Annotated in this window: 9 protein-coding genes; 1 reads left to right on the top strand and 8 read right to left on the bottom strand. The window is 59.6% G+C overall.

All coding sequences use genetic code 11. The features are described from left to right. Positions 1–154: 154 nt before the first annotated feature. Together opgC and LVY75_32055 are read right to left on the bottom strand one after the other, a co-directional pair. Positions 155–1,384, bottom strand: a complete 1,230-nt coding sequence (gene opgC, locus LVY75_32050) for an OpgC domain-containing protein (GenBank protein ID XAZ23377.1) — start codon at positions 1,382–1,384, stop codon at positions 155–157. 82 nt (positions 1,385–1,466) lie between these two features. Then, on the bottom strand, positions 1,467–10,004 hold the full coding sequence (locus tag LVY75_32055; protein ID XAZ23378.1) for a protein ndvB: 8,538 nt from the start codon (positions 10,002–10,004) through the stop codon (positions 1,467–1,469). A gap of 217 nt (positions 10,005–10,221) precedes the next feature. On the opposite strand from LVY75_32055, the gene LVY75_32060 reads away from it, so the two are divergent. Beyond that, positions 10,222–10,482 (top strand): hypothetical protein, encoded by a 261-nt coding sequence (locus tag LVY75_32060; protein ID XAZ23379.1) that lies wholly within the window; start codon positions 10,222–10,224, stop codon positions 10,480–10,482. Between the two features lie 78 nt (positions 10,483–10,560). Here LVY75_32060 and LVY75_32065 read toward each other — a convergent pair whose 3' ends face one another. The 6 genes from LVY75_32065 to LVY75_32090 form a co-directional block, all read right to left on the bottom strand. After that, entirely contained in the window at positions 10,561–10,725 is a 165-nt protein-coding gene (locus tag LVY75_32065; protein ID XAZ23380.1) for a hypothetical protein, read from the bottom strand. Positions 10,726–10,857: 132 nt separating this feature from the next. Continuing rightward, positions 10,858–11,046, bottom strand: a complete 189-nt coding sequence (locus LVY75_32070; GenBank protein XAZ23381.1) for a hypothetical protein — start codon at positions 11,044–11,046, stop codon at positions 10,858–10,860. Positions 11,047–11,208: 162 nt separating this feature from the next. Next, positions 11,209–11,958, bottom strand: a complete 750-nt coding sequence (locus LVY75_32075) for an ABC transporter ATP-binding protein (GenBank protein ID XAZ23382.1) — start codon at positions 11,956–11,958, stop codon at positions 11,209–11,211. Then, positions 11,955–12,788, bottom strand: coding sequence for an ABC transporter ATP-binding protein (locus LVY75_32080; GenBank protein ID XAZ23383.1), 834 nt, complete (start codon positions 12,786–12,788; stop codon positions 11,955–11,957). The genes LVY75_32075 and LVY75_32080 overlap by 4 nt, the downstream gene beginning before the upstream one ends. Next, positions 12,785–13,720: an ABC transporter permease gene (locus LVY75_32085; protein XAZ23384.1), complete on the bottom strand. Its 936-nt coding sequence runs from the start codon at positions 13,718–13,720 to the stop codon at positions 12,785–12,787. The genes LVY75_32080 and LVY75_32085 overlap by 4 nt, the downstream gene beginning before the upstream one ends. Then, positions 13,717–14,784, bottom strand: coding sequence for an ABC transporter permease (locus LVY75_32090; GenBank protein ID XAZ23385.1), 1,068 nt, complete (start codon positions 14,782–14,784; stop codon positions 13,717–13,719). Before LVY75_32090 ends, LVY75_32085 begins: the two co-directional genes overlap by 4 nt. Positions 14,785–14,802 lie beyond the last annotated feature (18 nt).

Consider the following 14,802-nt stretch of genomic DNA (forward strand, 5'->3'; position numbering starts at 1 on the left):
AGCGAAAAAATCAAAATCTCATAGTGATCGCCGAGGGATCGTCGTCACGGTTTCTATCGTAGCCTTGCACGCGTCTCGCGGCAGGCCCGTGGCCGTCTGCATCGAACCGGCAGCCTCTCGACTGCCGGCTTACTCAGACCCCAGGAAGCCTTGCCTATTTCCGTTTGTTGTGGCCGTAAGTATCCACGGCGCGGTTGACGCGGACCGGCACTGGGATGGCGCCGCCGGCGAGTGGCCGGGCCTTTTCCTGTTCGCGCTTGTATTCAAGATAATAGGCATAGGCGAACTGCGCTGCGATGCCGGCAAGCACGAAGATCGGGCCGATGATCTGGTCGCGATTGGTGATGTAGAGCAGCACTTGGCCGACCATTGCAAGGATGGTGCCGGCGACGAAGATGTTCAGCGAGTGGCGGCCGAGGATTGTCAGGGGGTGATCGGCCGGGCGACGGAAAGCCTGTGACACCGCTGGAATGTTGATCACCAGATAGGCCAGCGCCAGTATGTGCAGAAGACGTGGCAACGACAGAAATGTCTTGTCGAAACCGGTCAGCACTGCAGGCAGGCCAAGCGCGGCCAGATAGTTGCCGAGATCCCAGAGACGTGCCGTCACCCAGATGAAAGAGAGCACGACATAGCCCAGCGACAACGCGAAAAGCAGCGGATGGTGGGGAAGCGTGCCGCCGCGCTTTATATGCATCATCGAGACGATGCCGATCGTGAAAAGGAACTGCCAGGAGAAGGGATTGAGGAACCAGTCTCCCTCGAACAGCATGTTCTGCGGCGCGATCTGATAGATACCTGCAAGAAGCCAGACCGTTCCGGAAACGGCAAGCGCCAGCAACGTGCTTTTCTCGTTCAGAAGCAGGATCAGCGGCACCATCAGCATAAGCGCACCGTACATCGGCAGGATATTGTTGTAGCCGATCTGATGGCCGAGCAGGAGCAGCGCTGGAATGCCCTCCTTCAGGTTCATGAGCACCGCCAGAATGTTGATCTCGACCAACAGGCCCGGCCGGTGAAACAGCCAGGCGCCGCAGATGAAGAGCGCGAGCGTCACGAAAGTGGTGATCATATGGGCAAGATAAAGCGTGAAGGCACGCTTTGCCGCCTTGATCGCCACCTCCAGCCGCTTGCCCGCCTTGAAGCGCGAACCATAGGCAAGGCCGACTGCGATGCCCGAGATCAGCACGAAGGCTTCGGCGGCATCTGAAAAACCAAAATTCTTGGTCGTAATATATTCGAAAATTTGCCCCGGAACGTGATTGATGAAGATCGTTATGAGTGCAAGACCACGAATGACGTCGAGCCTCGTATCACGCTTGGACGCCGCTACTGACATGGAAGTTCGTTGGGCGCCAATGGCTTTGGTCGGCATACCTGCCATGGGTGTCTCTCCTGTTATCCGTTTTGCAAACGCTACGCCGGCCAAAAGGGTTCCCCGTTTGGCCGCACGAATCGCCGGAAAATCAGCTTGGAGATTGCTGTTGCCCGACCGGATATCCCTCCTGGGGATTGGCGACTTCGCTGCCGTCTATCGACACACTGTAGCCGCCAGCATTGGACGCTTTTGAGACCGAAATGCGGTATTTGCCTCCGTCGCGTTCGATCTCTGCCGCAAACCCGTCCCAATTGGAAGGGAGCGACGGGTTCACAAAAAGTTGTCCACCCTTTAGCCGGATACCGAGGATACCTTCCACAGCCGCGCGGTAGAGCCATCCGGCCGAGCCGGTGTACCAGGTCCAGCCGCCGCGCCCGACATAGGGGGCATGTCCATAGACATCGGCCGCTACGACATATGGCTCGACGCGATAGCGTTCGGCGGCCGCCTTATTCAGCGAATGGGTGATCGGGTTGAGGATCTGGAAACAACGCAAGGCATCGTCGCCCCGCTTCAATTCCGCCAGCGCCATGACCACCCAGGTCGAGGCATGCGTATACTGGCCACCATTCTCGCGAACGCCGGGCGGATAGGCCTTGATATAGCCTGGATCCTTCAGCGATCTTTCAAAAGGCGGTGTGAAAAGGCGAATGATCCGGGCATCTTCGTCAACCAGCCGCTCGAGCACCGCATCCATCGCCTTGGCAGCCCGCCCCGGATCACCTTCACCTGAGAGCACGCTCCAGGATTGTGCAATCGAATCGATCTGGCATTCCAGGCTCTCCGTCGAGCCGAGCGGCGTACCGTCGTCGAAAGTGCCGCGACGATAATAGTCGCCGTCCCAGGCAACGGTTTCGAGCGCTTTTTTGAGGTCGACGAGATGCGCGTTCCAACGCTCGACACGGGGTTTGTCGCCCCGCTCCTCGGCATAAGGAATGAAGGAGCGCAGCGTGCCGGCAAGCAGCCAGCCGAGCCAGACACTCGTACCCTTGCCGTCTATACCGACACGGTTCATCCCGTCGTTCCAGTCGCCGCCGAGGAAGAGCGGCAGGCCATTCGTCCCCTTGCGTGCAATGGCAAGATCGAGCCCCAGAGCCGCATGCTCATAGATGCTTGCCGTATCCTCGGATACTTCCGGTTTGAAGAAGGAGTCATGTTGGCCTTCCAGCAGCGCCGGACCTTCGAGGAAGGCGAGTTGTTCGTCGAGCACGCTCTTGTCGCTGCTGACGCTGCAATAATGATCAATCGCATAGGCGAGCCAAACGACATCATCGGAGATAGTGGTGCGTACGCCGGCTCCAGTCCCCGGCAGCCACCAATGCTGCACGTCGCCCTCGCGGAACTGTCGGGAGGCCGCATTGATAATCTGTCTTCGTGCAAGCTCAGGCTCCTGCAGCACGAAGGCCAGCGTATCCTGCAGTTGGTCACGAAAGCCGAAGGCCCCGCTTGCCTGGTAGAAGGCCGTGCGGGCCATGATGCGGCAGCCGAGGCTCTGATAGGGCAGCCAGATGTTGATGAGCTTGTTCATACCCTGATCCGGCGTCGAGATCTGCAGCTTGCCGGTGAATTCCTGCCAGAAATCCCGGTTTGCCTTCACCGCCTCATCGAACGAGGACTCTCTGATATTGGTAAGCAGGGTGCGAGCATCCTCTTCGGTGGACGCATCGCCCAGGAAGAAAGTGATGTTGCGCTCCTCACCGGCACCGAGTTCGATATCGATCGCGAGGATCGCCGCCGGATCGCCGTCGAGGCCTACCGAGCCGGAAAGAGCAGTAGCTGTCGTCACGGCAACAGGCGCCTCAATCCTCCCGCTTCTGCCTATAAACTCGCGACGGCTTGCCGAGAAACTCGAAATCGTCTCGCTTGCGGCGAAGAAAGCGGTGCGACCCGAATAGTCGATGCTGTAGGGGTTCGTCGCAAACAGCGCCCCTGTCTCCTCGTCAAGTTTCGACAGGATGAAAGAAGCGGTCTTCTGCGGATTATTCCCAAGGATCCATTCGACATAGGCGTAGAGCCTGAGCTTGCGGCTTGCAGAACCGGCGTTGCGCAGGCGCAGGCGCTGCAGCTTCACCGGCTTTTCGCGATCTACGGTCTGCGTCACCTCGAGCGCGATCTCGTGCTGCGTGGTGGAGAAGGTGGAATAACCGAGACCATGACGCGCTTCGAAACGAATATCGTTGCGACGGGAAAGGCCCGCAAATGGCGTCATAACCGCGCCACTTTCGAGATCCGTTAGGTAGAGAGCCTCGCCGGGACGGTTGATGACTGCGTCATTCGACCAGGGAGTGAGTTGGTAATCGCGCGAATTGACGCTCCAGGTGAAACCGGCACCTTCCGCCGAGACATGGAAGCCGAACCGCTCGTTCGAGATGACATTGATCCAAGGCTGCGGCGTTGCCTGTCCACCCGGCAGGCGCACGACATATTCATTGCTGTCGTGGGCAAAGCCGCCGATACCGTTCCAGAAGTCGAGATCGCCCTCCTCCTCGATGGCAACGGTCTTGATGGACGGAGCCGGCAGTGGCGGTATGCGCTTGACCGGCGTTAGGGCACGCTCGGCTTTTTCCGCGATCTCCGGCATTTCCTTAAGGGGCACAGACAGGACGCGGGCACGGTTGATCTGGTCGACCACTTTGCCGTTCTTTGCATGTAGCGTCACGCGCGAGGCGGCGATCAGCGCCTCATAGGTACTGTCTTCCATCAAGTCCTTGCGGACCGCAAAAATATGCTGACGCAACCCGTCGGCCTGCCCGAGGCGCCGCACGTTCTCGCACATGGCGTCGAGAGCGTGCTGCATATCCTGCGCATAGGACGAGGCGCGCTCATTCATGATGACAAGATCGGCGGCCACCCCGCGCGAACGCAGATATTCCTGCGCCAGCAGCGCTTCGCGGGCGACTTCAAGATCCATGTCGTCATCGATGCGCAGCGTGAAGATCGGGAAATCGCCCGAAATCGCCAGCGGCCAGAGCGCCGACTGCGACTGCATGCCCGCACTGACGGCGCGGTAGTCGCCGCGAAGCTGCATGTCGGGATAGACGAGATGACGGCCGAGATGCTGGAATGCTACCGCTTGCTGCGAACTGACACCGACATGGCGCATCTGCACCTGTGTGCGCGTCCAGGCCTGGATGAGCTCATGATTGAAGGCATCCGGATGGCGGTAGCGTTCGACCGCCTTGTCCACCTCGGCACGATCAGGTGCTGCAATCGTCCAGAAGATCACGCTGATCTTCTTGCCGGCCGGCACGCGCACTGTCCGGCGCAACGACAGGACAGGATCCAGCGTGAAACCGTCAATGCCGGAAAGGCGGACACCCGGATCAAAGGCAGCGGCATTCGAAAGGCTGCGACCACGACCGATGAACGCCCGCCGCTCGGTTTCGAATTCGGTGTGACGCGTGTCGCCGGCGTTGTCGACGATCAGATGCGCGATACTCATGTTCGGCTCGTTCGGATCACGCTTGTTGCGTTCGGCGCGGATGACGTCACCGCGCTTATCGATCTCCGTTCTGACGAACATGCGAGCGAAAGCCGGATGCGCGTTGTCCGTCTCGTCGGATGTGATGACCGGCTCCATATAGGAGGTTACTTCGATGAAGCGATCTTCGGCACCCATGTTGAACAATGTCAGGCGGCGGGCCTCCGCATCATGCTCGGTGGCAACGATACATTCGACCTCGCTCAGGAGCTCGCCAAGAACCTTTGTGAACACGGCCTTCTCGTCAGCAAATTCCACTCTGACCGCCTCACCTTCCACGCTCTTCGGCTCCGCTGTCGCCGACCACCATTCATTGGTCGCCGTATCGCGCAGGAAAATGAAATTACCCCAGCGGTCTTCGGTCGGATCTGGCTTCCAACGGGAAACGGATAGGCCGTTCCAACGGGCGTAACCCGCACCTGTTGCCGTCAACATTAGGGAATAATGACCGTTCGACAGGAAAACGAGCTCTCGTTCGCGCGAAGCCGGATCGTCGACTTTGCGGATCACGGGGCGCATCAGATCGTCCTGGATGCTGGCAGGCGTATTGGATTCATCCTTGCCGCTCATGACCGGAATGTCGCGCGGTGCTTTTTCCTGCAGCAGCAGTTCAGCCGCTTCGATGACCGGATCAGAGTGGAAGAGTTCACGCAGGTGGCCGTTGAAGGCAACGTTGGCGACAGCCGCGATCGACATGCCGTGGTGGTGGGCATAGTAATTGTAGACGACCGCACACTTCTTGCCCTCGGGTACGCGGGTCGGCGTGAAGTCGACGGCGTCGTGAAAGCCGAACTTGCCGAGAGCGCCAAGCTTGCGAAGCCTTTGCAGGTTTTCGAGCGATGCTTCCGGATAGTACTGGCTGGCGAGCAGCGAAGCATAGGGTGCGATGACGGCATTGTGGCCGAGACCGCGCTTCAGGCCAAGCGTCGGCACGCCGAAGTTCGTGTACTGATAGTTGAGGTTACGGTCGCGGGCATTAAAGGCCGCTTCCGAGATGCCCCATGGTGTGCCGAGCTTGCGGGCATGGTTCATCTGTTCGACAACGACGAGATTATTGGTCTGGTTGAGGATGCCTCCACCGCGCTCCTGCATGACGAGTGGCGGCATCAGATATTCGAACATCGAGCCCGACCAGGAGACCAGCGCGCCACGAGCACCAACCGGTACGACCTGGCGGCCGAGCTTGTACCAATGCTCCGTCGGCAGATCGCCCTTGGCGATACCGAAGAGCGACGTAAGACGGCATTCCGAAGCCAGAAGATCATAGCATGCCGCGTCGAGCTCGCCGCTTTCCACGCGGTAACCGATCGACAGAAGGCGACGCTCCGGACGAAACAGAAAGCCGAAATCCATCGAAAAGGCGAGATCGCGAGCCTTGTCGCGGAGCGCTATCAGGCGGGGCCGCAATGCGTCGATATTGGAAAGGTCGAAGGTACTGTCGGCGATATGTGCCTCACAGACCTTGACCAGTGACACCGCCCAGGCCGTGACTTCTTCCGTCTGCTTCGACTTCACTTCGTGATGCAGGTTGCCGGCGAGGTTCTGAATGTCGCGCGCCAGGACCGTAAGGTTGATCACACGGATGGAGGCAAATTCATGCTCGCGTTTGACGGCAGCAAGCGCATTCTGGAAGCCGGCTATGCGCTCTTCCAGACGGCGACGCAACGGCCGCACGGTCTTGCGATCATCAGGCAGGTCGGCCAGCACTTCACCGAGAATGCCGACGGTGTCACCCACACCGTCGAGATTGCCCTGGACATGCGCCGAAGGTGCTTCCGCCCAATCGCGGCACGCTGAGGAAATGGCAATCAGGTGACCGGCGAGATTTCCGCTGTCGACTGCAGAGACATAACGAGGTGCAAGCGCCTCAAGCGTATCGGTGTGATACCAGTTGAAAAGATGGCCACGGAACTTCTCCATGCGGTCGACCGTGGAGATGGTCTGCTCCAGGCGCTCGATCGTCTCCTGGAAGGAGAACCATCCGAAATGGCGTCCCGAAATGACGGACAGCAGATAAACGCCGATATTTGTGGGCGAAGTGCGCGTCGCGACGATGACGTGGGGCGTTTCCTGCACGTTGTCGGGCGGCAGATAGTTCTGCTCCGCCGTCGTGAAAGTCTCGAAGTAGCGCCAGGTGCGGCGCGCGATCTTGCGCAACTCGCTGGAAACTGCATCCGGCACGTCAAGCCGGTCTTCCGTCTCGGCCGACTGGCTCACATACCAGGCGACAGCCGGCGAAAAGATCCAGAGCAGCGCGAAGGGAATGCCGACAAGGAAAGAGTCACTGCCGGACAATGCGGCGAGGGCGACCGACAAAATCGCCAGAACCGGAGCGTGCCAAATCGCTCTGTAATAGGAGAGGATGGTGCCCTGCTTCCCGGCCCCGACACTGGCAGCGGTACGCCATTGCAAGAGAAGCTTGCGGCTGACGAAGAGGCGGTAGAGTGATCGGCCGATCGCATCCACCGTCATGCAGACGGTGTCGGCGATGAAGATGATGCGCAAAGCCACCTGAGCATTGGCGGCCGCGATATCCGACCAGACAGTATAAAGATGGGCGCTGGCGACTGTATCGCTGCTGCGCGGCATGATGCCACTGATGAGCGACAGGGTCGGGGCCACAAACAGGCAGAAGATCAAAAGGATCTGCCAGATCAATGCCCCGAAAGGCTCCATCAGATACCAGCCGAGCACCGATGCAAGAAACCAAGCGATCGGTGTCAGCGACCGACGCAGATTGTCGAACATTTTCCAGCGCCCAAGCGCGGTGACGCCGTATTTCGGATTGAAAAGGTAGGGCAGGAGCTGCCAATCGCCCCGCGCCCAGCGGTGCTGGCGCGAGGTTTCGACTTCGTAGCGTATGGGAAAGTCCTCGACGAGTTCGAGATCTGTGACGAGCGCGCAACGCGCCATTGAACCTTCGAGAAGATCATGGCTGAGCACCGAATTCTCTTCGATCCGCCCCTTCAGTGAACCCTCGAAGGCATCGACGTGATAGAGCCCTTTTCCGGTGAACGTGCCTTCGCCGACAAGATCCTGATAGACATCCGAAACCGTAAAGACATAGGGATCGAGACCGCGATTGATCGAAAAGATGCGTTGAAAGACCGACGCATCCTTGCCTGTCGTCAGTGACGGCGTCACGCGCGGCTGCAGGACGCCGTAGCCGCTTTCGACGCGTCCGCTTTCCGGGTCGATGACAGGGCGATTGATCGGGTGGTGGAGCTTGCCGACGAGTTTGGTGACGCTGTCACGCATCAGGCGCGTATCGGCATCGAGCGTCATGACATATTCGACATCGGCCGGGACGGTGTTGGCGCCCGGCAGATAGGTCGTATCGCGATCACCACGCAATAGCAGGTTCAGCTCGTGCAGCTTGCCGCGCTTGCGCTCCCAGCCCATCCATACGCCTTCAGAGGGATTATAGAGGCGGCGGCGGTGCAGCAGATAAAAGCGCGTCTTGCCGTCATGGGCATAACGGGCCGAGAGATTGGCGACTTCCCGGCGCGCATATTCCAGCACTTCGAGATCGGCTGAAGTTTCCTCAACCTCGCTATCCGGCCAGTCGCTCAGCAGCGCAAAATAGATCTCACCGCGCGGATTGGCGAAATAGTGGACCTCGAGATTGCGTACCATCTCGTCGACACTATCGCGATTGGAAATCAAGCACGGCACGACGAGGAGCGTGCGTGCATCCTCGGGAATGCCCTGCTTGAATTCATAGCCGACAAGCCGCGCCGGCGTGACGAAGAAAGAGAGGACGGTATTGAACAGGCCGCTCGCTCCATCGGAAGCGGGCAGCGAGAAGAGGATCAGCAGCAAGGCGATTTCAATCGGCCCCATGCCGGCACTGACCATGAAGCTTCCAATGACGGTCATGGCGGCGATGGTGACGAGCACGATCGGAACGGCGATAGCCATCCAGTTGAACTTTCGCACCGAGCGGGCGAGACGTTGCGCCAGCGTTGGACGATAGTTTGCGCGCGCCTCGAGCTTCAGGCGTTGAGTGCCTGCTATGAACTCGCCGACATTTGGCTGCTGCAGTGGTCGCTCATCGGAAAGCCTCGATTCCGCGACCATGTCCACGGCAAGCTTGGCGATTTCCACTTCGCTCAGCGGCGAGTGCATGGCAAGCTTCTCGATCTGTTTGCGATAGGTATTGCGCGAGCCGGAATCGAGATCGCCATAATCCGAATGATCCCAGAGCAGCCTGTCGACATGACTGACCTGCTCGACCCAGACGGACCAGTCCGCATCGTTTATCTCCCGCAGACTGCGGATGATGTTACCCATCATGACATTGCCGGAGGAGAGCCGGCTGTGTTCCGCCATCAGCGTTTCTTCGCTGTCACGACCGAGTTTCTCGAGCCGCTCATCGAGCCATGAAAGGGCGAGGCTCGAAGTCCGCGAGCCATCACGCATGCGATAGAGAAACTGCGTCGAAAACGTATTGTCCTCGGCAAACTCCTCGAGCGTCTTCAGATAGGCAGCGGCCTTTGCCGTATCGGCAAGGCGCACCAGCTCGTCCGCGGCCTCATTGGCACGGCGGCGCAGGCGGCGGCTACGCTCGACGCGGCTCGAAATACGCCGGAGATTTTCGACGAGCACGAAGCGTACCAGCGTCGGCAAAGCCCAAAGCTCGCCGATCTTCAGCGTCTCATGCTGCTGGAAGCCTTCGACCAGCGCCGTCAGGCTTTCCTCTGAGACGGTGCTGTGGGTATGGGCGACATAGAGCCAGGCGAGGACAAGCGTGCGTGGAATCCCGACACCGTCGACCTTCATCAACGGCAGTTCGCGATAGAAGCGGCGCGGGAAATCGCGGCGGACCTCGTGAATGGCCTCTTCGATGATATAATGGTTGTCGAGCAGCCATTCCGCCGCTGGCGTAATCGTCTCTCCGGCTTCGACATCGGTTGCGGTCGTGCGGTAGACGCGCAGGATTTCCTTCTCGTTCTCCCTGTTGCGCGCGAAGAAGTCGAAAGGTGCGAAGGCAGGCAGCGCGCTGACGGCATTGCGGGCTACATCTTCGCCCAGCACCCTGATGTCTTCGTTGGACAGATAGGTCGAGCGGATCGAGTCGCTTTGGTCGATCTGCTTCTTGTCGGACTCGCGCGACGGGCTTGGAGACGGGCTGGAAATGTTCATGGGTTCGGTTCTGGATCCAAACAACTCTGCGATTTTGGCTAGGTCTGCACTGCTTGCGATGACTGTCGCGTGAACGGGTCAGTCATCTTCGACGGCCGGCAAAAGCAGGATCATCAGACGGTTCGCACAGTTTTCGGCGATAAATCGTCCGGCTCCATGGCATGACTTTGCGGATGGTCATGGCTATCCGACGCCCCTGCGAAGCCACTGGGGAAACTTGGACACGATCGAAATAATTCAAGGCAATGACCACCTCGCGCTTTCCGCCGTCGGCATGAAAAAGGCGCATGGACATATCCATGCGCCTGCGCGGCGTTCCCGGCGCGATCCGCGCCCCACGCCTACTTTCGGCAATGGGCTAGACTGCGTGGAACAGGTAAAGAAGGATGATGATGGGGATCGGTATACCGAGCAACCACAGCAGGATGCCTTTCATGACCATTCTCCTATGAACACCGAAGTGTCAGGAGAATGCTGATGCATCCTAATTGTTCCGGACGGACATATGCTCGATCAGGCGAGCACCATCAAAGTGGCGCTCGAGGACGTGCCGGCATCAGCCGACGACGCCGCAAACCATGGCGACAACGAAAAGGAAAGCCGCCGTGAAAAGTGTTGCATGGATCGCGGTCTGGATTCTGTGCCGCGTGGTGACCGGCTTCTTCGCCGGTACGGATCCGTACTGGTTCACATGAGTATGCGAAATACCCAGATTTGCCATGTGTCGCCTCCGTCTGTTTGTTTTGCGGCCGAATTGCTGGCTCGCATTTATATTCTTATATTCCCTATAAGGTAGGTAGAGATAAAATTCCGTCCAGAGCAGACGGAAGAGAAAATCCACCCAGGCGTCAACTTAGCAGAGCGTGCGCCATGCCCAGATCCAGGAGCGCTCAACGGCACCATCGCTCTGGGGTGCATTGGGAGATGTTTCGATCAACCGGCGATCCTTTTCCGCCGGGATGGTCACGGAGGAGGTATCCCTCCGCTCCGCCTTAACCGGAGGATCGAGGTAACCCATGGTCATCCCACCGAGAAAGAACATGCCTCAACCTCCATCGATCACGAAAGCTAACGGTCGTTAACGGGATCATGACAGAACCAAGGCAGCTGTCAATAGTCTAGTCGAATGGTCGTGTTTTAGGAAAACATTATCCTTAACGCCGATGCCTTGCGAAGTTTTTCAAAGGCTTGAAAACATTGGCTTTCAAGCCTTCACGAAACCCTTGCTCGCGATCATCAAATTTCGCGTGTACTCCTCGTGAACGCTCCCGGCGGCAAGTTCGGCCGATGTCAGCCGTTCAACAACAGCGCCGCCGCGCATCACGGCAAGCCTCTCGCACATGTGGGTGATGACCCCGAGATCGTGGCTGACCATGACGAACGTCAGTTTCCTGTCACGGCGGATCTGTTCCAGAAGGTTGAGGACTTCGGCTTGGACGGAGGCGTCGAGCGCCGACGTCGGCTCATCGAGCAGCAGGATCGACGGCTCGACGATCAGGGCGCGGGCGATCGCCACACGCTGCCGCTGGCCTCCGGAAAGCTGATGCGGGTAACGGAAGCGAAAGCCGTTGCCGAGCCCGACCTCGTCGAGTGCCCTGGCAATGCGCTTCTCGCCGTCGCCGATACCGTGGATGGCGAGCGGCTCCAGAAGCAGCCGGTCGACGGTCTGGCGGGGATGCAGCGAGCCATAGGGATCCTGAAAGACCATCTGGACGCCTCGGTAGAAGCTTCTGCTTCGCTTCGAGCCTTTAAGCACCTCGCCATGGATGTGGATCGTTCCCTCACTGACCGGCGCAAGCCCGGCGACCGCGCGCAGCAGCGTCGACTTGCCCGAGCCGGACTCACCGACGAGGCCAAAGGATTCGCCGCTCTCGATGGAAACGCTCACGTCTTTCAACGCATGGAAATGGTCATAGACGACACCGAGATGGTCTGCAGACAGCGCTGTACTCATGCCGCCCACTCCGACTTACGGTCAAGGACCGGCAGCGGATGCCGATCTTCACCGATCTGCGGCATGCAGTTCAACAAGCCCTGCGTATAGGGATGCTTCGCATTGCGAAGCTCAGATGCGGCTATCTCTTCGACAATGCGGCCAGCATACATGACGATGACGCGGTCGCAGAAGGAGGAAACGAGCCTCAGGTCGTGAGAGACGAAAATCAATCCCATGCCACGCTCGGACACCAGCCGGTCCATGATCCTCAGGACATCGAGCTGGACTGTTACGTCGAGCGCCGAGGTAGGCTCGTCGGCGATCAGGAGTTCCGGCCCGGCGATCAGCATCATCGCGATCATTGCGCGCTGACCCATGCCGCCCGAAACTTCGTGGGGATACAGATCGAAGACGCGCTGGGGATCGCGGATCTGCACCGCTTGCAGCATGTCGAGCGCACGGTCTCGTGCCTCGCCTCTGCCGATCCTCTCATGCGTGCGCAGGGTTTCGCAGATCTGCTTGCCGATGGTCATCACCGGGTCGAGTGAATATTTCGGATCCTGCAGGATCATCGCGATACGTTTGCCGCGCAGCTTGCGCCGTTCGGCCGCCGACGCCTTCAGCAGATCGATGCCGCTGAAATCCAGCGTGTCGGCCGTGACGACACCGTGCTTCGGCGTCAGGCCCATGATGGCGCGGCCCGTCTGCGACTTGCCGGAACCGGATTCGCCGACGATGCCGAGCCGCTCCTTGCCGAGCGTGAAGGAGACGCCACGCACGGCTTCGATGACACCGGTCCGGGTCGGGTAGCTGACGCGCAGGTTTTTCACGGTTAGAAGCGAACTCATTGACCAGCCTCCTTCGGATCGAGCGCATCGCGCAGGCCGTCACCCAGGAGATTGAAGCCGAGGCTGACGACGAGGATGGCGATGCCGGGCATGGCCGCGACCCACCATTGGTCGAGGATGAAGCGGCGGCCGGAAGCAATCATCGCGCCCCATTCCGGCAGCGGCGGCTGAGCGCCAAGACCGAGGAATCCAAGGCCGGCGGCCGTCAGGATGATGCCGGCCATGTCGAGCGTCACGCGCACGATCAACGAGGAAATGCAGAGCGGCATGATGTGCCGCACAATGATGCGCAGGGGCGAGGCGCCCATCAGCTTAACCGCCGAAATATAGTCGGACCGCCGCACGGTCAGGGTCTCGGCGCGGGCGATACGCGCATAAGGGGGCCAGGAGGTGATGGCGATCGCGATGATGGCGTTCTGGATGCCAGGCCCGAGGGCCGCGACGAAGGCGAGCGCCAGCACGAGCTTCGGAAAGGCAAGGAAGATATCGGTGATGCGCATCAGCGTCGCATCCACCCATCCGCCCGCATAACCCGATACCGTACCGACGATGAGTCCGATCGGCGCGGAAATGATGGCGACCAGCACGACGACGAGGAGCGTCAGCCTGGAGCCGTAGACGAGGCGCGAAAAGATATCGCGACCCTGGTCGTCGGTGCCGAGCAGATAACCGGCGCTGCCGGGCGGCAGCAGGCGGGCATTTTTCAAGTCCCCCATGACCGGATTATGCGTGGCGATGACATCGGCAAAAGCAGCGACAAGCAGCAGCGCCAAAATGATGAGCAGACCGACGACGGCGAGCCTGTTGGCGGTGAACTGCCGCCAGGTAACATAGGCGCGGCCGAGCCGGGCCTGCGTGCGCGACTGCGGTCGATCCGACAGTAGCCACTCACGGCGGCTGATCGGCGTGGAAGGCGTGGTCGGAACCGTCATCGGTTTCGCGTCCTCGGGTCGAGTATCCGATAGAGAAGATCGGAAATGAGATTGATGCCGACAAAAACCGTGCCGATGACGATCGTGCCGCCGAGCACGGCGTTCATATCTGCGCTTTGCAGCGAGTTGGTGATGTAGAAGCCGATCCCGGGCCAGGAAAAGACCGTCTCCGTCAGCACCGAGCCCTCAAGCAGGCCTGCATAGGAAAGCGCAATCACCGTCACGAGTGGCACCGCCGCATTCCTCAATGCATGGCCCCAGATCACCCGCGTTTCCGAAAGTCCCTTCGCGCGGGCCGCCACCACATATTCCTGCGACAGCTCGTTCAGCATGAAGCTGCGGGTCATACGGCTGATATAGGCGAGCGAGAAATAACCGAGCAGCGAGGCCGGCAGGATGATGTGACGGAAGACGTCGTAGAAGACATCCCATTGGCCCTGCCAGGCGCTGTCGAGAAGGTAGAAGCCGGTAACCGGGGTGAAGCTGTATTCGTAGACGATGTCGATGCGACCAGGGAACGCTACCCAGCGCAGCTGCGCATAAAAGACGACGAGCGAGATCAGCGCCAGCCAGAAGATCGGCACCGAATATCCGACAAGCCCGATGACGCGCACGATCTGATCGACAATGCTGCCGCGGCGCACGGCAGCGAGTACGCCAAGCGGAACACCGATGACCGAACCGATGATCGTGCCGACGGTCGCAAGCTCCAGAGTAGCGGGGAAAACGCGGCGGATATCGACCATGACCGGATTGGTGGTCAGGACGGAATTGCCGAAATCCCCGGAGAGAATGCCTTTCAGATAGATGTAGAACTGCTCGTAAAGCGGCAGGTCAAATCCCATCTCGCGGCGAACGCGCTCCACGACATGGGTCGGCGCGCGATCGCCGAGTATGGCGAGCACGGGATCGATCGGCACGACGCGGCCGATGAAGAAGGTGACGGCCAGAAGGCCGAGATAGGTGGTGACTGCGGCGAAGAGGAAACGCCCCAACGCCTTTGCGAAGGAGAGTGCACGGCCCTTGCGGGGCCGCGCCTCCTGTCTTGTTTCGACAATACTCACTGGATCAGCCTGACCGGC

The sequence above is a fragment of the Sinorhizobium sp. B11 genome, from assembly GCA_039725955.1.
GTDB lineage: Bacteria > Pseudomonadota > Alphaproteobacteria > Rhizobiales > Rhizobiaceae > Rhizobium.

What these genes read in the sequence shown, in the direction of transcription:
- LVY75_32070 (XAZ23381.1), bottom strand. Translation starts at nt 11,046, where the DNA reads ATGTTCTTTCTCGGTGGGATGACCATGGGTTACCTCGATCCTCCGGTT.
- LVY75_32065 (XAZ23380.1), bottom strand. Translation starts at nt 10,725, where the DNA reads ATGGCAAATCTGGGTATTTCGCATACTCATGTGAACCAGTACGGATCC.
- LVY75_32085 (XAZ23384.1), bottom strand. Translation starts at nt 13,720, where the DNA reads ATGACGGTTCCGACCACGCCTTCCACGCCGATCAGCCGCCGTGAGTGG.
- opgC (XAZ23377.1), bottom strand. Translation starts at nt 1,384, where the DNA reads ATGGCAGGTATGCCGACCAAAGCCATTGGCGCCCAACGAACTTCCATG.
- LVY75_32055 (XAZ23378.1), bottom strand. Translation starts at nt 10,004, where the DNA reads ATGAACATTTCCAGCCCGTCTCCAAGCCCGTCGCGCGAGTCCGACAAG.
- LVY75_32075 (XAZ23382.1), bottom strand. Translation starts at nt 11,958, where the DNA reads ATGAGTACAGCGCTGTCTGCAGACCATCTCGGTGTCGTCTATGACCAT.
- LVY75_32080 (XAZ23383.1), bottom strand. Translation starts at nt 12,788, where the DNA reads ATGAGTTCGCTTCTAACCGTGAAAAACCTGCGCGTCAGCTACCCGACC.